Source organism: Bradyrhizobium ivorense, assembly GCF_900696085.1.
Taxonomy (GTDB): Bacteria; Pseudomonadota; Alphaproteobacteria; order Rhizobiales; family Xanthobacteraceae; genus Bradyrhizobium; species Bradyrhizobium ivorense.
The window spans coordinates 419,572-443,504 of the sequence record NZ_CAADFC020000016.1 but is presented as its reverse complement, the minus strand read 5'-3'; the positions used below and the strand labels follow the sequence as shown (position 1 = coordinate 443,504).

The 23,933-nt window shown below is 63.5% G+C and carries 23 protein-coding genes and 1 pseudogene; 14 read left to right on the top strand and 10 right to left on the bottom strand.

The window, feature by feature from the left end:
• The first annotated feature begins 43 nt into the window (after positions 1-43).
• From CI41S_RS21920 to CI41S_RS21910, 3 genes are read left to right on the top strand one after another with little or no spacing between them, the layout of a single operon-like run.
• Positions 44-1,264 (top strand): CaiB/BaiF CoA transferase family protein, encoded by a 1,221-nt coding sequence (locus CI41S_RS21920; protein WP_139861534.1) that lies wholly within the window; start codon positions 44-46, stop codon positions 1,262-1,264.
• Positions 1,257-1,997 carry an SDR family NAD(P)-dependent oxidoreductase gene (locus CI41S_RS21915; protein ID WP_139861533.1) on the top strand — a complete coding sequence of 247 codons (741 nt, stop codon included), beginning with the start codon at positions 1,257-1,259 and terminating at the stop codon, positions 1,995-1,997. Before CI41S_RS21920 ends, CI41S_RS21915 begins: the two co-directional genes overlap by 8 nt.
• A 1-nt stretch (position 1,998) precedes the next feature.
• A complete protein-coding gene (locus CI41S_RS21910) occupies positions 1,999-2,658 on the top strand; it encodes a glutathione S-transferase family protein (protein ID WP_139861532.1) in 660 nt (219 codons plus the stop codon).
• Between the two features lie 95 nt (positions 2,659-2,753).
• On the opposite strand, the gene CI41S_RS21905 is transcribed toward CI41S_RS21910, so the two are convergent.
• Positions 2,754-3,056, bottom strand: a complete 303-nt coding sequence (locus CI41S_RS21905) for a hypothetical protein (protein WP_244626628.1) — start codon at positions 3,054-3,056, stop codon at positions 2,754-2,756.
• Between the two features lie 805 nt (positions 3,057-3,861).
• On the opposite strand from CI41S_RS21905, the pseudogene CI41S_RS21900 reads away from it, so the two are divergent.
• From CI41S_RS21900 to CI41S_RS21885, 5 genes and pseudogenes are all read left to right on the top strand, one after another.
• Positions 3,862-4,837: pseudogene (locus CI41S_RS21900) on the top strand (ArdC family protein).
• Positions 4,838-5,076: 239 nt separating this feature from the next.
• Positions 5,077-5,304, top strand: coding sequence for a hypothetical protein (locus CI41S_RS21895; protein WP_139861531.1), 228 nt, complete (start codon positions 5,077-5,079; stop codon positions 5,302-5,304).
• A 160-nt stretch (positions 5,305-5,464) separates the two neighbouring features.
• Positions 5,465-5,611, top strand: coding sequence for a hypothetical protein (locus CI41S_RS43605; RefSeq protein ID WP_172628129.1), 147 nt, complete (start codon positions 5,465-5,467; stop codon positions 5,609-5,611).
• A gap of 163 nt (positions 5,612-5,774) precedes the next feature.
• Positions 5,775-6,293 (top strand): thermonuclease family protein, encoded by a 519-nt coding sequence (locus tag CI41S_RS21890; protein ID WP_244626627.1) that lies wholly within the window; start codon positions 5,775-5,777, stop codon positions 6,291-6,293.
• A 986-nt stretch (positions 6,294-7,279) separates the two neighbouring features.
• Complete coding sequence (locus tag CI41S_RS21885) at positions 7,280-8,266, top strand: crotonase/enoyl-CoA hydratase family protein (protein ID WP_244626626.1); 987 nt, start codon at positions 7,280-7,282, stop codon at positions 8,264-8,266.
• A 160-nt stretch (positions 8,267-8,426) separates the two neighbouring features.
• Here CI41S_RS21885 and CI41S_RS21880 read toward each other — a convergent pair whose 3' ends face one another.
• From CI41S_RS21880 to CI41S_RS21845, 8 genes are all read right to left on the bottom strand, one after another.
• Positions 8,427-9,308: a LysR family transcriptional regulator gene (locus tag CI41S_RS21880; protein WP_139861530.1), complete on the bottom strand. Its 882-nt coding sequence runs from the start codon at positions 9,306-9,308 to the stop codon at positions 8,427-8,429.
• Positions 9,309-9,512: 204 nt separating this feature from the next.
• Entirely contained in the window at positions 9,513-10,424 is a 912-nt protein-coding gene (locus tag CI41S_RS21875) for a hypothetical protein (RefSeq protein WP_244626625.1), read from the bottom strand.
• Between the two features lie 52 nt (positions 10,425-10,476).
• On the bottom strand, positions 10,477-11,142 hold the full coding sequence (locus CI41S_RS21870) for a flavin reductase family protein (RefSeq protein WP_139861529.1): 666 nt from the start codon (positions 11,140-11,142) through the stop codon (positions 10,477-10,479).
• 45 nt (positions 11,143-11,187) lie between these two features.
• The gene (locus CI41S_RS21865; RefSeq protein ID WP_139861528.1) at positions 11,188-13,725 is read right to left on the bottom strand and encodes a CoA transferase; all 2,538 of its coding nucleotides are present in this window, start codon (positions 13,723-13,725) and stop codon (positions 11,188-11,190) included.
• Positions 13,726-14,160: 435 nt separating this feature from the next.
• On the bottom strand, positions 14,161-15,390 hold the full coding sequence (locus tag CI41S_RS21860) for a CaiB/BaiF CoA transferase family protein (protein ID WP_139861527.1): 1,230 nt from the start codon (positions 15,388-15,390) through the stop codon (positions 14,161-14,163).
• A gap of 2 nt (positions 15,391-15,392) precedes the next feature.
• A complete protein-coding gene (locus tag CI41S_RS21855; protein WP_139861526.1) occupies positions 15,393-16,184 on the bottom strand; it encodes an enoyl-CoA hydratase/isomerase family protein in 792 nt (263 codons plus the stop codon).
• A gap of 26 nt (positions 16,185-16,210) precedes the next feature.
• The gene (locus CI41S_RS21850; protein ID WP_139861525.1) at positions 16,211-16,525 is read right to left on the bottom strand and encodes a putative quinol monooxygenase; all 315 of its coding nucleotides are present in this window, start codon (positions 16,523-16,525) and stop codon (positions 16,211-16,213) included.
• Between the two features lie 247 nt (positions 16,526-16,772).
• The gene (locus CI41S_RS21845) at positions 16,773-18,368 is read right to left on the bottom strand and encodes an ABC transporter substrate-binding protein (protein WP_347339259.1); all 1,596 of its coding nucleotides are present in this window, start codon (positions 18,366-18,368) and stop codon (positions 16,773-16,775) included.
• 151 nt (positions 18,369-18,519) lie between these two features.
• Here CI41S_RS21845 and CI41S_RS21840 point away from each other — a divergent pair, with 151 nt between their 5' ends.
• The 6 genes from CI41S_RS21840 (at position 18,520) to CI41S_RS21815 (ending at position 22,086) form a co-directional block, all read left to right on the top strand.
• Entirely contained in the window at positions 18,520-19,248 is a 729-nt protein-coding gene (locus CI41S_RS21840) for an autoinducer binding domain-containing protein (RefSeq protein WP_172628128.1), read from the top strand.
• Positions 19,249-19,439: 191 nt separating this feature from the next.
• A complete protein-coding gene (locus tag CI41S_RS21835) occupies positions 19,440-20,078 on the top strand; it encodes an acyl-homoserine-lactone synthase (protein ID WP_172628127.1) in 639 nt (212 codons plus the stop codon).
• Positions 20,079-20,147: 69 nt separating this feature from the next.
• Positions 20,148-20,657 (top strand): isochorismatase family protein, encoded by a 510-nt coding sequence (locus CI41S_RS21830; RefSeq protein WP_172628126.1) that lies wholly within the window; start codon positions 20,148-20,150, stop codon positions 20,655-20,657.
• Between the two features lie 494 nt (positions 20,658-21,151).
• A complete protein-coding gene (locus CI41S_RS21825; RefSeq protein ID WP_347339258.1) occupies positions 21,152-21,463 on the top strand; it encodes an ArdC-like ssDNA-binding domain-containing protein in 312 nt (103 codons plus the stop codon).
• Positions 21,370-21,801 carry a TraB/TrbI/VirB10 family type IV secretion system protein gene (locus CI41S_RS21820; RefSeq protein WP_244626623.1) on the top strand — a complete coding sequence of 144 codons (432 nt, stop codon included), beginning with the start codon at positions 21,370-21,372 and terminating at the stop codon, positions 21,799-21,801. Before CI41S_RS21825 ends, CI41S_RS21820 begins: the two co-directional genes overlap by 94 nt.
• Before the next feature lie 3 nt (positions 21,802-21,804).
• On the top strand, positions 21,805-22,086 hold the full coding sequence (locus CI41S_RS21815; protein ID WP_139861522.1) for a DUF2274 domain-containing protein: 282 nt from the start codon (positions 21,805-21,807) through the stop codon (positions 22,084-22,086).
• 184 nt (positions 22,087-22,270) lie between these two features.
• On the opposite strand, the gene groL is transcribed toward CI41S_RS21815, so the two are convergent.
• A complete protein-coding gene (gene groL, locus CI41S_RS21810) occupies positions 22,271-23,911 on the bottom strand; it encodes a chaperonin GroEL (protein WP_139861521.1) in 1,641 nt (546 codons plus the stop codon).
• Positions 23,912-23,933: the final 22 nt, after the last annotated feature.

Genomic DNA, 23,933 nt, shown 5'->3' with positions numbered 1-23,933 from the left:
TCGAGGCACTTACAGAGTTCTGAAGCCAAAAAAGGAGAGTTCAATGCCGGGACCACTGAACGGCGTCCGTGTGCTGGATCTGACCGGAGTCGTATCCGGGCCTTTTGCAACGATGTTTCTCGCGGATCAGGGGGCCGATGTCCTGAAGATCGAGCCGATCGGAGGCGACATCACCCGCCGCAGCCGGGCAACCATTGACCGGGCCGGCGAGTTTTCCGCGCTGTTCATCTCTTCCAATCGAGGCAAGCGCTCGCTCTCCGTCGACGTCAAGTCCGACGCCGGGCGGGACATCCTGGCGCGGCTGGTCGCCCAAGCGGATGTTCTGGTACAAAATTTCCGCCCGGGAACGATGGAGCGGCTCGGCCTCGGCGTGGACGACCTGCGGAAGCGCCACCCCCGCTTGATCTACGTGTCGATCAGCGGGGTCGGAGACCACGGGCCTTACGTCAAGAAGCGGGTCTATGATCCGATCGTCCAGGGCCTGTCCGGCTTCGCGGACATTCAGTCGCAGCCGGTGACCAATCGGCCGCAGATGATCCGGACAATCGTCTGCGACAAGACGACGGCGGTAATGACCGCGCAGGCCGTGGCCGCTGCTCTGTATGCGCGGGAGAAATCCGGGCTTGGCGATCACATCCACGTCGCGATGCTCGATGTGATGATCTCCTACCTTTGGCCCGAGGGGATGATGCAGTACACGGTCGTCGGCAAGGAGCAGACCGCCGCCGACCCCAACGACCGGCCAGATCTGGTGTTCAAGACGCTCGACGGCTTCCTGACCTGCGGCACGATCTCGGATTCGGAGTGGCAGGGGTTCTGCAAGGCCTCGGGCGACCCGGAGCTCGCCAGGGACGAACGCTTTGCGACACCGACCGCGCGCTCGTTGAATGCCACCGCACGGATCAACAAGATGCAGGAATATATCGGCCAGCGCACCACGGCAGACTGGCTCGCGCGACTTGACGCGGCCGATGTGCCGTGCGCGCCGATCCTGCGCCGGTCGGAAATCATCGAGAACGAACAGGTGGTCGCCAGAGGCATCATCACCGAGTTCGAGCAACCGGGCGTCGGCCGCGTTCGGCAGCCGAAGCCTGCAGCCCAGTTTTCGCTGAATCAGTCCGCGATCGGCGGACCGGCGCCGCGGATCGGCGAGCACAGCCGCGAGGTGCTTTGCGAACTCGGATATTCCGATGCCGAGATCGAAAGAATGATCGCGGACAAGGCCGTGCGGGTTGCGATCGTAAAGGAGCACGAACATGCCTGAGACGAAAAAGGTCGCATTGCTGGTTGGCGCAGGCGACGCCATCGGCGCCGCCGTTGCAAGACGTTTCGCGCTGGGCGGCTTTGCCGTGTGCGTCGCGAGGCGGGATGCCGCGAAGTCGGATCAACTCGGCGAGGAGCTCAGGAAGGAGGGCTGTGACTTCCACGCCTTCTCGGTCGATGCCCGCAGCGAGGAGGCGGTGCAAGCGCTGTTCACGAAGGTCGAACAGGAGGTGGGGCCGATCGAGGTCTGCCTGTTCAATGCCGGATCAAACGTGAACAAGCCGCTGCTCGAAACCACCGAGAAGCTCTTCACCAGAGCCTGGGAGCTCGCCTGCTACGCCGGATTTCTCGTCGGCCGGGAAGCCGCGCGGCACATGGTCCCGCGCGGGCGCGGTACGATCCTGTTCACGGGTGCGACCGCTAGTCTCCGCGGCGGCAAGGGGTTTGCGGCGTTCTCCGCGGCCAAATTCGGACTGCGGGCGGTGGCGCAGGCCATGGCGCGTGAACTTGGGCCGAAAGGCGTTCACGTCATGCACCTCATCATAGACGCAGGCGTCGATAGCGTGGCCATCCACGAACGCATGAAGGCTGCGGGCGTGGATCTTTCGACCATCAAGCCTGACAGCCTGACCAGGACATCCTCGATCGCTGAGGCCTATTGGTTCGCCCATCAGCAGAGCCGCGATGGCTGGACGCATGAGCTTGACTTGCGGCCGAGCGTGGAGGCCTGGTGACATGGATCCCAATATCATCCTTTGGGGAGTCGGGACGTCTCGCACGATCCGTCCGCATTGGGCGCTGCATGAGCTCGGGCTCAAATACGAGATGCGCCCGATTCAGCCGCGGACGGGTGAGACCAAGACGGCTGAATTTACCGCACTTAGTCCGCGACAGAAAATTCCGCTGCTTCAGGACCACGACCTCACAATCGGCGAAAGCGCCGCGATCGTCGCCTACCTCGCGCGTCGCTACGGGACCCGCGAAAATCCGCTGGTGCCGCTGGATCCGGATGGTTACGCGAAGTGGCTGGAGTGGTGCTTCTTCATCGTCACCGAACTCGATTCGACCAGCCTGTATGTGATGCGGCGGCACGGAACGGTGAAGGGATTGGCGCACATTTACGGTCATGCGCCAGAGGTCGTGCAGCAGGCCGGTGAGTACTTTCGTGGCCAACTCCGAAACGTCGATGTCGCATTGCGCGATGGGCGAACCTATCTCATGGGCGACCAATTCACGACGGCGGACATTCTTCTCACCACGTGCCTTACCTGGGCGATCGACTATGGCGTAGGAATTTGCGATAGCGCTGTCCCATACCTTGAACGAACCACAGCAAGGCAAGCCTACCGCGCCAGTGAGAAAACCAACTGCGCGGTATCACCCGTGGCTTCTTGAGATGGAGGAGCGCTCCTGCGGATGGTAACGGTGCTGCCGCGACTTGGATCTTGGCGGAAGCGCTGCCGAGCGTGCTCGTCTGGTTCTTTGTTCCCTTAGGCCGTGATGGAAAAGCGGTCGAAGGCCGTCAGGACCTGAGTTCGCACCTGGAGCTCCCGCTGATGGACGTTTCTCTGCAGGTCCTCGATCTCTGCCGTCCGGCCGGCCTCGTCCACATCGACGTACCAGGACCGCGGCCGGCCGTCGGCGCCGTCGCTCCAGCGATAGCTGTGGCGCTTGAGTTTCAGCTCGAACCGGGACTGCTCGGCCCAGATTCTGATGACTTGTCGGGCCCGCTCCAATAGGACCGACAGGACGGTGCGATCAATGTGGGCAGGAATCTCGAGCAGCGCAGGCACTCGTCGAGCGCACGATGCGCTTCATGGAACAGGCCGGCCTTCATCAGGAGGTAGGGCAGGCGGGACCCCTCGAAGCCGTGGCTGCGGATCGAAGCCGGCATTATAGGTCCCTCGCTTTTGGAGCCTTTGGCCTTTCGACACATTAACGCTTGCGGCAGGTTTCGCAATGAAGCGAGATCGGGAGGTTTTGAGGAATGAAGCGGACAGAGCGCCCGTATCGTCTTCAAGTGGAATTGTCAGAGGACGATAGGAAGGCGATCGAAGACTTCTGGTTCCGCGAGCGACTTCCAAATAGAGCGGCTGCTGTCAGAGAATTGCTCCGGCGCGCGATTGCGCGATACCGGGAAGAAACTTCAAACTGAGCCTTGTGGCGTTTGCGCCATAATACCGTGATTTTCTTCAGTCGACCGAACCGTTGGCGCGCGCGGTGGGCCACGCTTCCGCTCTGCACATGTGCCGATTGGAAAAGTCCGCTCTGAAATTCGCTCATCTGACGATCGGCGTCACCCGGAAGCCTCGCTGCAGTTACGACGACGATTGTGAGCCGGCCTGGGCGGCCGGCACTTTTGGTTTTCTGGCCACCATCGGCGGGGTGGGCGGCGCTCCCGTATAGCCCCGAACCGGCAAGCCGCAACCGCGCCCCGACCAATCTCTCTTTGACCCCCTCTGCCGTTGCGCGCGGTCCTCCGCTGTCGCTCCGGCCGTTCCGGTGCGGCCTGCCTCTGCGTTCGGGGCTGTCCGGTCGCTCTCGCCGCCCACCCCACCTCCGGGGACCTGTGCGGGGAAGAGGGCAAGGACCAAGGCCATGTCATGCCGGCAAACCCACAGCGCGGACAAGTCACGTGCGACGCTTTATGAGGACGTCACCGTCCGCATCATCTGCGAACTCGAGCAGGGCATCGTGCCATGGGTGCGGCCTTGGGGCAGCGGCAAGGAGGAATCCGCCATCGGTCTGCCGCGTAATGCGGCGACCGGCCGGAGCTATTCCGGGATCAACATCCTGATCCTCTGGGGCCGGCTGTTCGATGCGGGCTATCCCTCGCAGCACTGGCTCACCTTCCGCCAGGCCGCCGCGCTCGGCGGGACAGTCCGAAAGGGCGAGCATGGCGTCGGCATCTGCTACGCCGACAGGTTCGTTCCCAAGGACCGCCGCACGCAGTCGCAGGGTAACGCATCCTCTGCACTGGGCGAGGCGAGCGAACCCCAGGCGGTCGCGTTCCTGCGCCGCTACACCGTGTTCAACATCGCCCAATGCGACGGTCTGCCGGACCATTGCCATGGCGCGCCCTCGCCATTGCCCGAACGCGAGATCATGCCCGAGGCGGAGGCGCTCGCCCGCGCAACCCTCGCCGATATCCGCCACGGCGGAGACGAGGGCCTATTATGAGTGCGAGCGGGACTACATCCAGCTGCCGCCACAGCCCGCCTTCTTCGACCAGATCAACTACTACCACACCCTGTTCCACGAGCTCGGGCACTGGACCGGGCACGGCAGCCGGTTGATGCGCGATCAGACCGGCGGTTTCGGGTCGAAGGCCTACGCCAGCGAGGAACTGGTCGCCGAGATGACGGCGGCATTCGTCTGCGCGACGCTCTCAATTTCCCCAACGGTTCGGCACGCCGACTACATCGGCAACTGGATCGATGTGCTGCGCGGCGACAACCGCGCGATCTTCCATGCCGCGAGCAAGGCATCCAGGGCGGCCGACTTGCTGCTGGGCTTCCGCGCGCCCCCTCCCGCCAGCACCGAACACGAAGCGCCTGACGGGCAGGAGGCGTGAGGCCCCGCCGCGCGGTCGCCAATCCATCGCCTCCCGAAACCGGGCCCGTTGGCCAGGCTGTTCTCGATCTTGGGCCCGCATTTCATGCTAACCTAGGGAGACCCGACCATGGACCTGCAACACGCTGAGCAACCTCAAGATCGCCGCCGTCAGCCTCTCTTGAACCCCGACGTGGCGCGATCGTAGGCGGCCGATGACATTTGCTCGACCTCGTGCGGGATCGTGGCGCGATTAACGCCATGGTCGCTCATGTCGCGGGAGCCGGGGTTGCCGCCGCCAACGCCTCGGAAACGGCCAAGGTGCGGCGGAAGATCATCCGCGACTGCCTCAAGGGCGCGGGCGGGGCCAAGGCCGAGGGCTGGGTGCCGCGCTCTATGGCGTTCCCGCCGCAGACCTGCGACGCCACCAGGACCTTGCAGGCCGCCGAAGGCTGGAATGGCATCGAGCACTTGTTTACCGGCGGTTGACGGCGTCGATTCGGCTGCGGCGAGCTCCGCCGCAGCCATATTCGGGAGCGCCCGAGTCGTGAATCAAACCCTAACGCCCCGGCAAATAAGCCTGAGGCGCGAGCCCCGCGACTCAGACTATGAGTCCGGCTCGATCACGGAATTCGGCGGAGCCGGACCCATGCAGAATGCATTCAGCCTCTTTGTTGACGGCAGTGCCATGGCGAAGCGTTGCCTCGCGCAAGTGCTGGTCGGCGGAGCGACGCTGACCGCGACCGTCCTGGTGCTGGCGCGGCTCGTTTCGTCGCTGGCCGTTGGCACGCCTTGAGATCCTGCGAGGTGGAAACCGGTTGCCAATAGCTATATCCCAGCCAGAAGGGATGCCGCCCGCGCTGGTCGCGGTCAGGTCGGGCCGGACGTGGCCGTTCCGCAGTTTGCCGCGCCGGACCTGTTCGAGCCGGACTTGCGGACCGGGGCCACGTACAGCCAGCGTGCTCGCATTGCTGCTTGCCGCGACGATGCCGGCGAGCCAGGTTCGCGCCGACGACACGGCCGGGCAGGCCAGCGTGATCGACGGCGACACCATCGAAATCCGCGGCACGCGCGTGCGTCTTTTCGGCATCGATGCGCCGGAACACGATCAGCTTTGCCGCGACCAGCGTGGCGGCAGCTATCGCTGCGGCCAGGTCGCGGCGAACGCGCTGGCCGAGTTCACCGGCAGGCAGACGGTGGCTTGCGTGGAGGTCGACCGCGACCGGTACGGGCGATCGGTCGCGGTCTGCAGCGCCGGCAAGATCGACCTTGCGGACTGGCTGGTGCGGCGCGGACTTGCGGTCGACTGGCCGCGCTACAGCAAGGGCGCCTACGCGTCCGCCGAGGCCGAAGCACGAGGACAGCAGCGCGGCATGTGGGGCGGACGCTTTGTCGAGCCCTGGCGCTACCGGCAGTGCATCGGCGGAGGAGGCCGCCCGGATGTCTGCTCCACCGAAGCGAGCGGCGCGGGGCGATAGCGACGGAAGCTCGGGGCTTACCGACACGTCCGGTCCGACGGCGAGACGGAGCCTGGACCCGAAAGCCGGATCAGAAAAACCAGCCCCATGTGCATCAATCCAAAGGCTTCTCGAGCCGTGTGCACATGGGGCCGGCCTGCTCGTCGCTACGGCTTCGCTGGACTATCTTACGAGACGTCCGGCGTCACCATCGTAAAGCGTTGCGGTGGTGACGACGCCGCGGCGGCTTGGGCGCGCAGAAAATCGCGCGCTTACTTCTTCATCTTCTTGGTCTTCTTGGCGACCTTCTTGGTCGCCTTCGCCGTCTTCTTCGCCTTCTTCGCTTTCTTCGCTTTCTTGGCCATGTCGTCCTCGTGGTTGGATTGGCTTGACGAATCCGCGAATGCTGCGAGCCAGCGCACGCGCCATCAAGCTAATCCGAAACTAGCAAGAATGATACCATGTCGGGTTAATGAGCTGCCTGATCGTCGCGGTCTCGACGATGATGCGCAATGCAGCACCCTGCTCGGGTTGGGACTGTCCACCTGCGGCTTGGGGGTGGCTTGCGTGCGCGCAAGCTCCAGGCCCCGGACCTGCCAGCGGCAGGCTCACAAGTCCTTGCGGCTGTGTTTTCGCCGCAACGGATTCGCGTGGAGCGCGCCGATCGCAATGACGATGGCTGACGATAGAGACGTCCAAGTGAGTGTCCGCGGTCTTGCCGCGGTTCGGCAGGATGTCGATCTCAGCCCGGATAGGTCCGGTCTTGAGCTTCACGCTGGGCAACGCCGCGGTCCTGGTCACCAACCGGCGCGCTCGGGTCGCTTTCCTTCAGCCGCAAAGGACGATCCCCTGCTTGCGGGCGCGACGACCTATGGCAAGCGCTCCGCCGCCCAAACCCTCGCGATCTCCTTTTTTCCCCGCCTCTCCCTGCGGTCCAGGCTCCTCGCGGCCGCTTCTTGCGACCCGCAGAGTTCTCAGCACTTTAGGTGATCGCAAACCAGCGGTGTATGGCAAAACAACCGGCGCTGACTTTATCGGTCCTAAATCATTCATTATCGAGGTCCCGTACCACGGGCGCCGCCGAAGCCGCCATGCCCGTGGACCGGGGGTCGTCAAGCACACCAGCGCCGTTTACCAAATCTTGTGTGAGTGGGCGCGAAGTCACAATACCAGTGTGGACACGGGAGCAGGTGAGAATCGCGATGGGCGAGCAAAAGGTCGAGATGGGACAGATTCGTACCGAGACGCATGGCCATGTGTTCAAGATCATCATCGACAATCCGGCCAAAAAGAACGCTTTCCAGCCGCAGATGATGCTGCAGATGTCTGAAGCCATGACGGTGCTGGACCGCAGCGACGAATATTGGGTGGGCGTCATCTGCGCTGAGGGCCCTGACTTCACGGCAGGCCTCGACATGCCGAAGTTCTTCGGTCCGAAAGCAGAAAAGGTCGACATCCCGGAGCAAAATGTCGACGTGTTCGCGCTCAAGCGGCGCTGCCGCAAGCCGATCATCACCGCCGTGCAAGGCATCGTGTTTACGATCGGGGTCGAAATGATGCTCGCAGGCGATATCGTGGTCGCGGCCGCCGACAGCCGCTTCTGCCAGATGGAATCGAGGCGCGGGATTGCTCCTCTCGGCGGCGCCCATTTTCGTTATCTCACCAGGGCAGGGTGGGGCAACGCGATGTATCACCTGTTCCTCTGCGACGAATACGACGCCGAAGAAGCCCGCAGAGTAGGCTTCGTGCAGGAAATTGTCGAGCCGGGACACCAGATCGCGCGGGCGATGGAGCTAGCGGAGCTGATCACCAGGAATGCGCCGCTCGGCATTCAGGTGACCAAGGAAGCGGCGCTGAAGTATATCGATGCCGGGGAACGGGAAGCTGTCGGCTATATTCCCGAGATCAAGCAGCGCGTCTTCAACAGCGAGGACATGCTCGAGGGCATTCAGTCCTTTGTCGAGCGAAGGGCGGCCCACTTCAAGGGACGCTGACAGACGGAGCTATGACTCGCCAGTCGACCAGCCAGGCAAGTCGGACGTCTGGCTTGGTCGGCAAGTGGGCGCTGCCGCTCCCGCGATCGAGCCGTCAGCCAACATGCAATTCGGCCGCCCGGCACCGTTGAAGGACCAATAGCAAGTTTGCCGATGCAGGCTAGCCGTAGACCTCGGCGACAAAATCGATGAAGGCCCGGAGCTTTGGCGTCATCCGGCGGTTCTTCAGCCAGACGATATGCCGTTCGCGCGAGGCGGTCCTGTATTCCGGCAGGAGCGGCACCAGGCGGCCGGCCGCGACGTCATCGACCAGAAGCTCGTCACGCATCAACACGATCCCTGCACCCGCGAGTGCGGCGTACCTTATCCCGAACGCAGTGTTGATGCTCAAGCGGCTGCTGACCTCGACCTCCACCTCGCCATCCGGTCCGAAGAACGTCCAGCGCTGGCCTTCCGCCCAGCCCGCATACCGCAAGCAGTCATGATGGGCGAGATCCTGCGGGCAGGCCGGCGTACCGCGCTCGGCAAGGTAGCTCGGCGCGGCGCAGACCAGCCCCTGGTAGGCTGAGAGCGAGCGCGACATCATCGTGGAGTCACCGAGCTTGCCGACGCGGATTGCAGCATCGATGCCGTCCTCGAGCAGGTCGATCATCCGATCGCTCAGGACGATGTCCACGCTGATCTCGGGGTATTTCTTCATGAACCGGACCACCGCCGGCGCCAGGCTGTAGGAGCCGAATGCCACCGAGGTTGTGATCCGCAGCCTGCCGCGCGGCGCCTTCAGGGCGTGCTCGGCGAGCACGTCACCGGCTTCGGCTTCCTCCAGCAGATGACGGCAATGCTCAAGGTAATGCCGACCAAGCTCGGTGAGGCCCTGCCGGCGGGTCGACCGGTTGATCAATTGCGAGCCAATCCGCTCCTCGAGAAAGCGGATGTGCTTGCCGATCATGGTCGGCGACAGCCGCAAATCCTTGGCGGCCGCAACAAAGGAGCCGAGGTCGGCTACCTTGATGAACACCGCCATGCTGGTCAGTCGGTCCACGGGCAAAAGCCAGATCGTTGGTCGGCGCGCGAAGCGCGTCAGATGAACCACAGTATTGTTGACGAACCTTGAGCGATCAACTCGCGCACCGGAGCCGAGCGGACACCGGTCGAGCAGGGAGCAGGGCCGTCAACACCATTCAATGTCGACCACGCGTTCACACACAAACAACTGCGGCCGGCTTTTTCGGATTCGGGCAGGTCGCTAGCAAAGCAATGTCCGTCGGCCGCATACGCAAAGCGTTCCGGTGTCAGCCGCCGCGGCGTACGTCTTCCGACTTGGCCTGCCGGCATCCGCCGGCAGGCCATTTTCATCAGCACGACCTGCAGAGCAGCGGTTCGGTCTCATGTCGGTCTCATGATTTGACGCCTCGATCGATGCGCGTCTCGGCCAGCTCACGAGAACCGAAACTCGCTCAGGTCGATCGACACCATCAGCGGATCGTGGATCACGCCCTCGTCCGGGGGCGCGCTGGTAGGCACGCCGCTTTGTCGGAAAGTGAATGCCACAGGCCTCGGCGTAGTCATAGACAAGCTGCGCCGCGGGGAATGAGCCGGCAACGTCCACGTCATAATCGTGCCGGCGGAGCCGGAATGTGCTGTCGAAGAAGAAGTCCTGCACCATGCTGTGGGTCGCTAGTCCGACAGGAAAGCGCGCGCGCAGCCTGTGCCAGCGCTCCGGCCCCTCGTGCCAGGCGGGCATCTCGGCGATACTGACCCCCTCCAGGCTTAACAGGAACGGGGTCGTCAGGTAGGTCCACAGGGCATAGCCGTTGAAATAGGCGCGGTGAAGCCCGTCCCACGGCGTCGTTTTCCGATGGCCCGCGAATGAAGCCCTCGGATCCTGCCGCTCGGCGACGAGCGTGCCGTCGGCTTTCTCGATTGCAATGCGAGATGGCGAGTAGGCTGTCCTCTGATCCGGTGCTCCGAACGGCAGGAGCGATGCACGCTGCTCGTGCAACCACACCGTCATTTGCCGCGGGTTCTGGTCCTGGATGAGGCCCTTGATGCCCCAGAGCTCGCCCCCGGTCACGATGGTGGCCGCCACTTTGGAGAACGCGTTCCACTTTGCAAGGCCTCCGTGGGCGTCAAGGATGTCGTTGAGCAAAGCGAGCATGGCAAACTCCGAAGGGGCCGGTGATCGGTTGTTGGCTGATAGGCTTTGGCGGCTAGCGGTCAGCTGCCCGCGTTTGGCGCGCGGTCTGGCCCGCCGCGTCCCGGGTCCAGTCTTCAAGCGAAATGCTGGGCAGCTCGAAGCGCGCCGTCGTGCGCGCGTACCATCCGCCCTCCATGCGTCCGATCAGATCGAGCTTCTCGGCGTCGATGTGCTTGCGGTCGGGGTCGATCACGGCTTCGTCCGCTATATGCATGCAATGGATGCGACCTAGCACCAGGCTGAACGAGCCCAGCGCGATCTCCTGCATGAAGCCGCATTCCATCGCGACCGGTGCCTGCGCAATCCTTGGAATAGCCACGAACTCGCCGGGTGCGAGCGTCAGTCCCGCCTCGGCCGGCTCCTCGACGCCGTTCGGAAAGGCGATCGACGTGATCCGCATCTGTTCGGCGAGCGAATAGGGAACGAGGTTGACCACGAACTGCTCGTTGGTCCGGATGTTGAGGCGGGTGTCCTTGGGCTCGCCAGGTGAGCGGCTGCCAATGCCGATGCCGACGGTTGCGGGATCCGAGCCAAAAACGTTGAAGAACGAGAACGGCGCGGCGTTGACTGCGCCGGCCCGGTCGCGGGTTGTGACCCAGGCGATCGGCCGGGGCAGCACGGTGGCCAGCAGCAGCTTGTAGCGCTCGATCGGCTCAAGGCGGTGAAAGTCAAAGATCATGAAGCAGGTCCATAACAAGAGATGAATGATGTGCCGGCACCGCGATCAGGCGCCGCGCCGGACCTTTGGGAAATAATCAGGCGATATCGGCCAGGCGGTTGCAGCCGTGCGGACAGCGATCAGCTCGTCAATTTCGGTCTGGCTGTAACCGAGCTCGGCCAATACCTCCTCGGTATCCCTCCCGGGCTTTGGCGCCGGCGTCAGCAGCGCGGGCGGCACGATGGCCGAGCGATACCATGAAGGAACGGGCAGGGCTGTGCGGTGGCCACTTGGATGATCACGTTCGATCATCAGTAAGGGGCGCCCGTCCAGCTGCCGGTCGGCTTGCGATGCTTCCGGAATCAGGATGGCGTCGCGCAATTGATCGAGCCGGATCACGGCAGTCGCACTGGCCGACGGGACCGGGCTGATCCGCCTGGAGATCTCGGGCGTTGACAGCCCTGCGATCGCAGCACTGATTGCCGCCTCGGAACTGTCGGCGCTATTGAGCAGACCTGCGATCCTGCCGAGCTCGGACGGACGGCTGCACAATGCAATCCAGCCGTCCCTGGCGCGGTAGAGCCGGTAGTGCGCGCCGTAGCCGTGGGTCTCCTGGCCGGAAGGAACCTGTTGCTCAACACCGTCGGCTTGCACCATGAAGGGAAACTGGACGAGCTGCGCCCCCATGGCGAGCGAGGTCCTGACATCAGACGCACCGCGGCCGAGCCGGCGCGCGATCAGGGCGTGCAGCATGCCGAGCGTTGCAGAGAAGCCGGTGATATAGTCGACGCAGGAGGCGAGGCCGTGCATCACGGGGGCCTCTGGCGAGCCGAACCGCGTTGTAATGCCCGTCGCGGCCTGAAGCACGGGGTCATAGGCTGGAAAATCCTTGAACGGACCTCCCTCGGGGCCGCCCCACGCGCTGATCTGGCAGATCGTGAGTTCGGGATTGATCTGTCGCAGTTGCTGTTCGCAGATGCCGATCCCATCGAGCGATCGATCCAGGAAGTTGTGCACGAGAACGTCGCAGTCGCGCACCATCCGGTGGAATGCGCGTCGCCCCCGCTCGGATTTGAGGTCGAGGATGATGGCGCGCTTGCCCTGATTGACATCGACCCCGAACCACATCGTCATGCGCGGCCCCGCCTGGGGATGGACCGGGTCGATGCGGATGACATCGGCGCCAAGCTCGGCAAGCGTCCGTGCCGCAACCGGTCCCGCAATCACATTCGACAGATCGATGACGCGCAGACCTTCGAGGATATTCGCGCCGCCGGCCTTCACTGCGCCGGCCGGGGCAAGTCGTGATCGCAACCATTCGCCATGGCCTTCGCTGCGAGCACGGAGCCTCGGCGAATGCAGGCCTTCGCCGGCGATGGTCACGAAGCGGCCCGCCTGCCGCGTTGTGCCGAACCGTAGATCATAGAGCATGCTGACACAGCCGGCCTCGAGTGCCGCGGCAAAGTTCAACCACTCCTCGGTGCTCCGGACCACTGAGACGGGAACGCCGGCCGCCTGCAGCGCAGCTTCCCATTCTGCCGCGGTCCTGGTCAGCAGCCGCGCCGACATCAGTGCGAAGATGCGCTTTCTCCAGGCAACCGACAGGCCGCCGGAATCGCTGACATTGCTGCCGGCAGTCGCGACATCGTATGGGCTTGCAACCGTGATGCCCTCGGCGATCAGATCGTTGAGGAGGCCGAGCGCCTCAAGACAAGCCCTCGGCTGATGGACATGACCGATCGCGTTGATGAAGATGAAGCGGCCATCCTTGCAGCGATGATTGGCAAAGAAGGGCTGCGCTCCCTCGACAAGATGGGATCTGATCGCGGCGCGGTGTTTTGGCGCAAGATGGGCCTCGAGATCCCGCAGGATCGGCAGCGCAACCTCGCTCATGGACTTGTCGATCGGCGGCAGGTCGAAATATTGCGGCTGGTTCTCGATCCTCATGATCAAAAGCGCCATTGCCGACAGCAGCGCGTCCTGCAAGGGGACTTCGACGTGAGCGCCTCGCCCAGTGTTCAGCCGGTGCAGGTAGGCCGCAGAAGCTGCGATCGCGCCGTGCACGCCACCATAGGCGGATGCCATTGGCAGCGCGGTGAAGTTCGGCCTGCCTCCGAGGACTGGCCCCAGCGCATGGATATCGGTGAAGACGCCGACAGATGCCGCAACCGCGGCCTCCCACTGGCCTTGCCCTGAGGTAGGCGTGCCCGACGCAATGGCAGGCATCGAAATATAGACCAGTTGATTGTTGGCCCGCTTCAGCGTCTCGTAGTCGAGCCCGAATCTGACACTTCGCCCCTGGCCGAGATTGTCGATGACGATATCAGCAGTCTCCGCAAGGCGAACGGCACGGCTGCGGCCGCTCTCGCTGGCAAGATCAAGCTCAAGCTCGCGCTTGCCACGGGACAGAAGCGCCCGCGCAGGGACGTCCGCGCCGCCCGGCTTGTTGATGTCGATGACATCCGCGCCCTGGTCTGCAAGAAGCATCGACGCGACCCGCCCAGCCCAGATGCCACCAAGGTTCAGGGCACGTACACCTTCCAATGGGGCGAACACAGTTTGCCGGTCGGCCTTTTGATGTTCCGCAGGCGATTTCACGGCCATCGTTGCTTACTCCCTTGCTTGCGCTTGATTGCTCGTGCCGGGCTGTCTTCGTGCCGGGCTTCCTTGCGGTAATCTTCGTGCCGAATTGCGCCTGGTTCGGACTGTTCGGAGCAAATTGAGATAATCCTAGCGATTGCCTTTGCGGCATAAACCGGCTTCGGGTTGTTTCAATCAACACCATTCGTGCATGATCGAGGACCTCATGGCCTCGCCGACCGGTTCTTGCGTAGCTGTGCGGGGCGTTGCGCCGTCGTCTGCCCAGGCGTCGCCGTCGTGCGCGCAGGTCGAGCCGGCTCGCGGCTGAATCACCACGGGCTTCCGGATCGTCATGGACGAGGAAGCGCGAGCGCAACGACCCGGCAAGATGACGCAACATCAGGCGTCGACGCGCCCATTGGAGGCCGTCGGGACCATCTGCTCGTGCAGCGGCCGGGCTCAATCCTCGGCCGCTTGAGCGCGGGGATGGCTGATCAGCACGCCGGCCGCGGCAAGCCGCGCCAATTCCGCCGCACAGACGCCGAGCTCGCTCAAGACCTCGATATTGTGCTCACCCTGGAAGGCGGGGGGACCCGGCGGCGTCAGCTCCTCGTCCGAAAACCGCCACGGCCGGCCGGGCAGGCGATATTCGCCGCCGCTGCGATCCGGGACGCGCTGCACGGCGCCCCAGTATGCGCTCCAATCCGAACCGGCGAGTTCCTTGACAGAGCGGACTTCACCCATCGCGATCTTGGCTTCGTCGAACTGGGCATCGAGACTTGCCATGTCCGGGAAGGTCAGGATCCAGGTCTGGATGATCTGGTGCAGGGCACCGAAATGGATCCGCCGCGCCGCCGCCGTTCCAAACCGCGGATCGTCCGCGAGATCGGCCCGCCGCATCGCGCGAAGCCAGGACGGAAACGTCCGGCTCCCGACAATGCTCGTCGCGACGGTGAAATGCTCGCCCCCGGGCCCGGTGAAAAAGGCGCAGTCGGTCGCACCCAGAATGGCCGGCTCTGCCCCGATGTCATCGTCCGACAGGTCGAGATGGGCGCGCTCATTGATCGCGAGCAAAGTCGCGGCCATCGCCACGTCGATGAATTGTCCGCGTCCCGTCCTTTGCCTGCTGTTCAACGCCGCCAAAATCGCGATCACCGCCTGCAATCCGGTGTAGACATCGCCATGGGAAAGGCTGTCGGTCCGCGGCTCGCGCAGCGCCTCGCCGTAGTGGCGAACGCTGTTCGCGGTGAAGCCCACTTCCGCCTGCACCGTCGGCGCGTAAGCCATGCGGCTGCGCCACGGGCCGCCCTGGCCGTAACCCGTGATCGAGGCGTAGATCAGGCGCGGATTGCGTTTTGCCAGGGTCTCGTAGTCAAGGCCGAAGAAACCGAGCGTTCCGGCGCGAAAATTCTCCACCACGATGTCGGCGGTGTCACACAGTTTGAGCGCCAGTTCGCGGGCGCCCGGCAGATTGAGATTGATGCTGATATTGCGCTTGCCGGCGTTTTGCTGTGCGTAATAGCCGGACATCCCCTCGCTCGAGGGGAAGGCAAACCGCGAAAGGTCCGGTCGCGGCGGCTCGATCTTGATGACCCCGGCGCCGAGATCCTGCAATGTGCGTGCACAGAGCGGCCCGGCAAGAACCCGGGAGAAGTCGACGACGCGCAATCCTTTCAGAGGCCCGCTCATGGTCAGCGCCCCGCAAACCTGGCCAGTCCCGGCCCGTTCGCCCGAAACGAGGCAAGGCCGGTCTTCAGGTCCTCCGAGGCCCATATCGGCGCTTGAACCCGCGCCATGGCCTGATCGGCGGCGTCAACTCCCTCGTTGACCGCAATATGGACGAGCTCCTTGGTTGCCGCATGCGCGAGCGTCGGACCCTGTGCAAATTCTTCGGCAATCGTCATCGTCACCTGCTCAAGCGCCTCGTCGGGCACGGTCAGGTTGATCAGGCCCCATTTCTCGAGGGTCGGCGCATCGTAGCGGCGCGCCAGCATCGACATCTCCTTGGCCCGCGCCGCGCCGATGCGCTGGACCTGCCGCTGGATGCCGCCGAGCAGCGGGTGCAGCCCAAGCGTCGCCTCGACCGAGCCGATCTTCGCAGAGGCGGCTGCGATGATGTAGTCGCAGGCCAGGGCGAGCTCGAGACCGCCGCCGAGGCAGGCACCATGGACGCTTGCGATGACCGGGATCGGCAGTAATTCCATGAAGCGCAGGAATTCAAGGCCGGTCATCCGGCGGCCTTCGCCGCCGGCATCGCCACCCGCCACGCGCTGGTCGAAAATATCGAGATCGGCTCCGGCGGAAAAATGCCGTAATCCGCTGCGGATCGTAATCGCCCGGCTGCCGGCATCGCGTGCGGCCTCGATCTCTTCCACCAGGGCATCGATCAGTTTCGGCCCGATCAGATTGTAGGGTCGATAGACCATCGTCAGCACGGAGACGCCGCCGTGGGCCTCGCGCGTTACCAAAGCATCGTCAGACAAGGTCGGCGCTCCGTCGGGTCAGCTGGCTATCTGGATACGGGCTGCAAGAGATGCACCGTGCGGCTGGCGAGCTTGTCTTTCACGCGCTCGGCATAGGCTGCCATGTGCGGGGAGCGGGCATGCGCCTTTAGCGCCGCAACGCTTTCCCATTTTTCGACAATGATGAAGGTGTCGTCGCCATAGGGTGTCTGCGGAGGACCATAGTCCTGGAAGTCGGTAAAGGCCGTATACTCGATGCAGCCGGCCTCGGCGTGAACGGCAGGAACGTTGCGATGGAAAATCTCGAGCACCTCGGCTCTCATGCCGGGCTTGGTGACGATCACGACAATGCCTTGTATCATTCGAACTGGTCCTTCAAGCGAGTTTGTACGGTCCAAACCTAGCGTGACACAGCGTGAGCAAGTAGCCAGTGACTGGTGATTAGTCAGAACACTTCTGGTGCTCAATTCCGGCGCTTGCCGGTCAATCGCAGATCAATCGCTTGAACGGGCTTGGGAAGACAATGGAACGGCGCGCCGGGGAAACAGGTGAAACCGGCGATGCCGCGGCTCCCTTCAGATGCTCGATCAGAGCGTTGCCAATCGCTCGCTAGTCCCCGCCGGAGACACCGAGCAACTCGCCAAACTCCTCCCATGCCCGTCCGCTCCAGCGGCGCAGCTTGATCTGGGTAATGGCCTGGTTGACCGTCGGGCCGGTGTTGACACGGACGCCGTCCAGAAATGTCGGCAGCGCGAAATCCTTGATATTGTGGGCTTGCCGGTTGATGTTCTCCCGGGAGAGATCGTCGCCGCACTGTCGCAGCACCTGCTCCAGCAGCGCGGCCTGCTGTGTTCCCGCAAGGTAGAGCGTGTCGCCAATATCTGCGCCCGTCAGATACTTTGCAAAATGCGCCCGGTACGACCTGATCGCTGGATCGTCGGCCCACTTTGGATCATTCGGGTCCTTGTAGAACGATGAAGAGATCACTCCGACCGAGGCCTCGAGCCCGGCCGGCACCAATGTCGCGGAGACCGAGCTTGCAACCGAGGGAATTGCAATCAGCGGCTTCCAGCTCAACTCATGGGCCTTGCGGATCGCCTGTGCCGCGAACTTCGGTGCTCCGGCGACAAACAGCGCATTCGCCCCGGCAGCCTTGAGCGTCAGGATCTGGGATTCGATCGTCGGCTGCGTGACCTCGAACTGCGCTGCCACCACCTGCTTGTCGAAGTCCGCGCCGAGCGCGTCCTTGAAGGCGCCGAGGAAGTCCCGACCCAGATCATCGTTCTGGTAGAGCACGCCGATCCTGGCCTCGGGCAGGCTCGTTGCGATGAAGCGCGCGATGACCTTGCCTTCCGTCGCATAGCTCGGCTGCGAGGTCGTGGTGTAGGGAAATTCGCTGGCATGGGTGAACTTTGCCGCGCCACTAACCACGAAAAGGTGAGGGATCTTGTTCGAATTGAGATAGCGGACGATCGCCGAATTGGTGGCGGTGCCGAGCGGGCTGAAGATGACGGCGACCTCATCGCCCTCGACCAGCCTGCGCGTGTGCTCGACCGCCTTCGGCGGACTATAGGCGTCGTCAAGCGCAATCAGGTTGATCTTCCGACCGTTGATCCCACCCCGATCGTTGAGCGCGTTGATATAGGCGATCACACCCTTTCCGTAGGCGCCGAATTGTGAAGCCGGCCCGCTGAATGGGAACGTGGCACCGATCTTGATCTCGGTCGCCGTAACACCTGGCAGCTCGGCCGCATCGGCGTGAACCAGTCCAACGGCCGCGGCAATGACAAGCGCGTGTTTCAACCTGACGAACATCAAGACGCCTCCAACAAGCAGGACGTGAGAGTAAGTCAAACCGGCAGCGGTCCAACAGGCGGTGAGGGTGCGTTCTGTCTGAACCCGTGGTCTCGAATGCTTGGCAAAGCATCGGCCAGCACCAGCCATGAAATAGCTCGCGCGCACGAATTGCAGGCCCGCACGGAGCTGCGCGCCGACAAGCCCGGCTACTTCACTGCCGAACGCTACTCGCCTGAAGTCGGCATGTCCTGACATGACGGCGTATTTGCCCTTTACGGCATGGCGGCGATTTCTATTTTTTGTCGAGATGTCCCGTAGGTCCTGCTGGCGGGTAAGCGACGCATATCGCGGGACGGGCTTGCAGGGAGCGGCATGGCAATCAACTTGAACATCAACGGCAGCAATCACACGATAGGACGGACGGTGACAGGCCGCTGCTATGGGTGTTCACGCCCGTCCTGGCTCCGCTGGTCGGCGAGCTCTGAGCCACGGCCTTGGCCGCGCGACACCGGGCGTGCGGACGCGGCAGGCAGGTGCCGGTGGTCGGGGGAAGGGTGAGATGAGCGAGGTCGAGAATACGTTCCAGGAGTTCATTGACGCACTCCACACCGCGGACGACATGGATGCGTTCGAGCGTGTCGCCAATCGCTTCGCCGAGAAGCTCGGCTTCGAGCGATTTGCCTATCTGCGTCTTGCCGGTGAGACGCCGACATTGATCTCGTCCTATCCAAGATCCTGGACCAGCCGCTATTTCAGCCTGCGCTACCAGGAGCTCGACCCCGTGGTGATCCGTGCACGCGCCGAGCATGGGCTGTTCAGCTGGACAGGCAGCTCTTCGGCCCCGAGCGGCAGCCGCGAGCAGCGTCGACTCTTTGAGGAAGCAGGGACATTCGGGATCAGGTCGGGCATCACCGTCCCGATCCGCGGCGGGTTCGGTCAGACCGCCGCCTTCACCCTGGCGACCAATGATCGGGAAATTCAGGTCGAGAAGCTTGCAGCCAAACTGAGGGACGTGGTGCAACTCGCCGGACTTTATTTTCACGCGCATGCCAGTGTCGGGCTTCGCCGCGCCGCCACACCACAAGCCCTCGCCGTCGACCTGACGCAGCGCGAGCGGCAGTGCCTCGCCTGGATCGCGCAGGGAAAGACCACAGCCGACATCGCGCTGCTTGTCGAGATCGCACCGCGTACCGTGGTCTTTCATCTTGAGAATGCGCGCCGCAAGCTCGGTGCGGCGTCGATCGCGCAATGCGTCGCGGAAGCCCTGCGGCGCGGCCTGCTGCGATAGCGCTTCCTGCACGTTCATTTCCTGCAACCACCGAAGCAGCCCTGCCGCTGATGCGTACCGGGTTCACGCGGCGTCCGCGCGGCTATCAGGTCAAGTTTAAGCAAGGATGAGCCGATCCCTGCAGAATCTGACAGGCGAAGCCTGGCGCGTTTTCTGGTCTTGAGGTCTCCCGACGTTGTCAGGAGGTCTCTATGCGCGCTGTCGTACTTCACGCCCCGCAATTTTCCCGCAATCTGGAGCTGTTATCCGCGATGTATCGAATGCGCCGCCGCGTCTTCAAGGACCGGCTCGACTGGTCGGTGTCCGTGTCCGGCGAGTTCGAGCTCGACGTCTATGATGCGCTGGGGCCGACCTATCTCGTCCTGGTCTCTGACACTGGACAGGCGATCGGCGCGGTTCGGCTGCTTCCAGCGACCGGGCCAACGATGCTGGCCGACACCTTTCCGGCTCTGCTCGGCGGGGAGACCGCGCCACGTGGTGACAACATTCTCGAGAGCTCGCGCTTTTGCGTCGATACCGGCCGTGCTGCCGAACAGGGCAGCAAGGGGCTCAACCGCGCCACCATGATCCTGTTTGCCGCCATGATCGAGGCGGCACGGCTGGCGGGTGCCGACAGCATCGTGACGGTTACCGACATCAGGATGGAGCGCATTCTGCGCCGGGCAGGCTGGCCGCTCCGGCGGATCGCAGCTCCGCAGCAGATCGGATCCACCATGGCGGTCGCGGGCTTCCTCGAGACGTCCGAGCAATCACTTCTTCAGATCTACGGCGAAGCCGGGATTGCCGGACCCGTGCTCGTCTCCGCGGATATCGCCGAAATCGCCGCCTGAACACCCCGTGCAGGCGCAATCCGAGTTGGATGGCTTGTCCAGATGCTCGCGGATCCCCGACATAGCCGCGTGGTCTTGATCAACCTCGCGCGCGCCGGCGATCAAACAAGCGCCGCGTCTGGGGCGCGCGAGGCCGGTTTGAGCCTGCTCAAGGCCGGCCTTGCGTTGTTCGCGGTCCCCGTAATGACCATTGGTCAGGCTGCACCGTTTTCGATTGCATCGGGCGAGCAGACGGCGGGCCCGATGGGCGAGCTCGAGGGCGATGCGCTCTCGCTTTGGCACAATGAGCAGTTCACTGCGGCTCTCGATGCGTCGGACACCCGGATCATCTACCTCTGCGGAAGTTGGCTTGAGGAAGATATCTTCATTGTCGCGCTCCAGGGCGCCGAACGCGGATATGAAATCCGCCTGCTGTCGGACCTGATTGAAGCGCGCAGCAACGACGACCGCGCGCTGGCCTTCGACCGGCTGGCAAGCCACGGCGTCCTCGCAGGCACCGTGCGGCAGATGCTGCTGGAGTGGGCGGCCTTTTGCGACGATGCGCGATTGAAGCAAAGCGTGCTGCGGCTGTTGTCATGACGGAAAGCGTCCAAACGACCGCGCTGATAACGCAGCGCCGCCGCGAGATTCTCGCGGGCCAGGCTCTCGTGGACCGAGCCCGCGTGCGGTCTCGACCATCCGGCGTCGATCCCTGGCGCAACGCGATGTCTCCCCGCGCCATGTCGCGGACATCAGAACCGTTGGGTGCACCGGCAAGACGCATCGGGAACGGTGATGCGTCGATGCCGACAATGGCGCTCGCTTGTCGAGCCGGCCGCCTTTGCGGCCAGCGCGTTTTTTTTTGAGGAGCCCCCGGTCGGCGCGGTGGGCGGCGCTCCCGTATAGCCCCGAACCGGCGGGCCGCAACCGCGCGGGTGCTCGAGCCGCCCGGAGACGTCTTTGACGCCCGTTGCGCGGTCCTCCGCTGACGCTCCGGCCTGACGGTGCGGCCCGCCTCTTCGTTCGGGGCTTCCCGGTCGCTCTTCGCCGCCCACCCCGCCTCTTCGGGGGCCGGGCGCGGCAGGGACGAGCGAATGGAGATTGTCATGTCCACAATGCCGACACGGAGCCCGCGGACCACGGCGAAACAAAGTCTCTATGAAGATATCACCGCAAAGATCATCGCCGAGCTTGAGGCGGGCATTTTTCCGTGGGCGCGGCCTTGGAGCGCAAGCGGAGCGAGCGAGCCATTTGCCCTGCCGCGCAACGCTGCGACCGGCAAGAGCTATTCCGGCCGCAGGGGACGCGGCTCGTGGGCAAATACGATAGCGTCGTGGCCTTTGGCCAGAAACGGGCGTTGGTCGTCTGGACGAGACTTATCCTGCCGAATGGCAATTCGGTCGTGATCGAGAACCTTCCGGCAACCGACGTCGCCGGCTACGCAGGTCTCGAAGACGAGGTCGATTTCCATACCTGGCAGTTGCTCAAGGGCGTCGCGCTCGCGACCCTGATTGGGGTGGGGACCCAACTCTCTATCGGCAACGACGAGAGCGATCTCGTCAAGGCGCTGCGGGAAAGCACGCAACAAACGACCAATCGTGCGGGGCAGCGCCTGGTGGAGCGTGAGCTCGACGTGCAGCCAACGATCACGGTGCGGCCGGGATGGCCGCTTCGGGTGATTGTTTCGAAGGATCTGGTGCTGAAGCCATACCAGGATGTTGAGGCAGTAGCGAAGGGCAGGTGAGGGATGAAGCTTGCGAAGCTGCCTGATCGAACACCCGTAAGGATGAATCTTGTGCTGGCACCGAGCTTGGCGAAGCGGCTGCGGGAGTATGCTGATTTTTATGCGGAGACTTACGGCAGCAAGGAGGAGGTTGCCGAATTGATCCCGTTCATATTGGAGGCATTTCTCGATAGTGACGCGGATTACAAATCGAAACAAAAGGATGACAAACGTAAAAAATCGAGCCGATTGGGTAGCTTGCAGGGCTTGCGTGAACCGGCGAACGACCCGGGTCTAAAGCTTTAGGTCGTCCCTGCGAGAGTGGTCAGAGCTGAGGCTCCGCCGGAGCCCACGTCTCCGCTTGATCCAACCCCTGCTGATTCGTCACCTCCACGCAGCTGTTGTAGTCGAGTCGGACCCGTAGCTAACGCGCAAGGGCCCGGCAACGATGCCGGGCCATTTTTTTCTCTTGAGCGCTGAACGGTCAGACTCAAAAGTCCATGCCACCCATGCCGCCGGCCGGGGGCATCGCGGGGCCACCGGCGTTCTTCTTCGGCAGCTCGGCAACCATCGCTTCCGTTGTGATCAGGAGCGCCGCAACCGAGGCGGCGTTCTGGATCGCGGTGCGCACGACCTTGGTCGGATCGATGATGCCCTTGCTGACGAGATTGACGTACTCGCCAGTCTGGCTGTCGAAGCCGAACGCGTACTGATCCTTCTCCAGGATCTTGCCGACGATGACGGAACCATCCTCGCCCGCGTTGATCGCGATCTGGCGGGCCGGCGCGGAGAGCGCCTTGCGCACGATCTCGACGCCGGTCTTTTGATCGTCGTTCTTGGTGCGGATGCCTTTGAGATGTTCGGAGGCCCGGAGCAGGGCGACGCCGCCGCCCGGCAGGATGCCTTCCTCGACCGCCGCGCGGGTCGCGTGCATCGCGTCATCAACACGATCCTTGCGCTCCTTCACCTCGACTTCGGTCGCGCCGCCGACGCGGATCACCGCGACGCCGCCTGCGAGCTTGGCGAGACGCTCCTGCAGCTTCTCACGATCGTAGTCCGAGGTGGTCTCCTCGATTTGCGCCTTGATCTGGGCAACGCGGGCGTCGATGTCGGCCTTCTTGCCGGCGCCGTTGACGATCGTGGTGTTCTCCTTGTCGATCATCACCTTCTTGGCACGGCCGAGCATCTGCAGCGTGACGTTCTCGAGCTTGATGCCGAGGTCTTCCGAGATCGCCTGGCCGCCGGTCAGGATCGCGATGTCCTGCAGCATGGCCTTGCGGCGGTCGCCGAAGCCCGGAGCCTTGACGGCCGCGACCTTCAGGCCGCCACGCAGGCGGTTGACGACCAGGGTGGCCAGCGCCTCGCCTTCGACGTCCTCGGCGACGATGACCAGCGGCTTGCCGGTCTGCACCACGGCCTCGAGCAGCGGCAGCAACTCGTTCAGCGAGGAGAGCTTCTTCTCGTATATCAAGATGTAGGCGTCGTCCATCTCGGCGCGCATCTTGTCGGCGTTGGTGACGAAGTAGGGCGAGATGTAACCGCGGTCGAACTGCATGCCCTCGACGACGTCGAGCTCGGTCTCGAGCGACTTGGCTTCCTCGACCGTGATCACGCCCTCGTTGCCGACCTTCTTCATGGCGTCGGCGAGGAACTTGCCGATCTCGGCATCGCCGTTGGCCGAAATGGTGCCGACCTGCGCGATCTCCTCGTTCGAGGTCACTTTCTTGGAGTTCTTTTCCAGATCCGCGACAACGGCGTCGACCGCGAGATCGATACCGCGCTTCAGATCCATCGGGTTCATGCCGGCGGCAACCGATTTGGCGCCTTCACGGACGATCGCGGCAGCCAGTACGGTCGCGGTGGTGGTGCCGTCGCCGGCAGCATCCGCCGCCTTCGACGCCACTTCGCGCACCATCTGGGCGCCCATGTTCTCGAACTTGTCCTCGAGCTCGATCTCCTTGGCGACGGCAACGCCGTCCTTGGTGATGCGGGGCGCGCCGAACGACTTCTCGAGCACCACGTTGCGGCCCTTCGGACCGAGGGTGACCTTCACCGCGTTGGCAAGGATATCTACGCCACGCAGCATGCGATCGCGGGCATCGACACCTAGTTTGACCTCTTTAGCTGACATGTTTGTCCTCCCTGAATTGAAA

Bases quoted from the DNA above. Each gene is read 5' to 3' on its own strand.
- CI41S_RS21920 (WP_139861534.1), top strand. From the start codon at position 44: ATGCCGGGACCACTGAACGGCGTCCGTGTGCTGGATCTGACCGGAGTC.
- CI41S_RS21915 (WP_139861533.1), top strand. From the start codon at position 1,257: ATGCCTGAGACGAAAAAGGTCGCATTGCTGGTTGGCGCAGGCGACGCC.
- CI41S_RS21910 (WP_139861532.1), top strand. From the start codon at position 1,999: ATGGATCCCAATATCATCCTTTGGGGAGTCGGGACGTCTCGCACGATC.
- CI41S_RS21895 (WP_139861531.1), top strand. From the start codon at position 5,077: ATGGTCGCTCATGTCGCGGGAGCCGGGGTTGCCGCCGCCAACGCCTCG.
- CI41S_RS43605 (WP_172628129.1), top strand. From the start codon at position 5,465: ATGCAGAATGCATTCAGCCTCTTTGTTGACGGCAGTGCCATGGCGAAG.
- CI41S_RS21885 (WP_244626626.1), top strand. From the start codon at position 7,280: ATGGCAAAACAACCGGCGCTGACTTTATCGGTCCTAAATCATTCATTA.
- CI41S_RS21875 (WP_244626625.1), bottom strand. From the start codon at position 10,424: ATGCTCGCTTTGCTCAACGACATCCTTGACGCCCACGGAGGCCTTGCA.
- CI41S_RS21870 (WP_139861529.1), bottom strand. From the start codon at position 11,142: ATGATCTTTGACTTTCACCGCCTTGAGCCGATCGAGCGCTACAAGCTG.
- CI41S_RS21865 (WP_139861528.1), bottom strand. From the start codon at position 13,725: ATGGCCGTGAAATCGCCTGCGGAACATCAAAAGGCCGACCGGCAAACT.
- CI41S_RS21860 (WP_139861527.1), bottom strand. From the start codon at position 15,390: ATGAGCGGGCCTCTGAAAGGATTGCGCGTCGTCGACTTCTCCCGGGTT.
- CI41S_RS21850 (WP_139861525.1), bottom strand. From the start codon at position 16,525: ATGATACAAGGCATTGTCGTGATCGTCACCAAGCCCGGCATGAGAGCC.
- CI41S_RS21840 (WP_172628128.1), top strand. From the start codon at position 18,520: ATGAGCGAGGTCGAGAATACGTTCCAGGAGTTCATTGACGCACTCCAC.
- CI41S_RS21835 (WP_172628127.1), top strand. From the start codon at position 19,440: ATGCGCGCTGTCGTACTTCACGCCCCGCAATTTTCCCGCAATCTGGAG.
- CI41S_RS21825 (WP_347339258.1), top strand. From the start codon at position 21,152: ATGGAGATTGTCATGTCCACAATGCCGACACGGAGCCCGCGGACCACG.
- CI41S_RS21815 (WP_139861522.1), top strand. From the start codon at position 21,805: ATGAAGCTTGCGAAGCTGCCTGATCGAACACCCGTAAGGATGAATCTT.
- groL (WP_139861521.1), bottom strand. From the start codon at position 23,911: ATGTCAGCTAAAGAGGTCAAACTAGGTGTCGATGCCCGCGATCGCATG.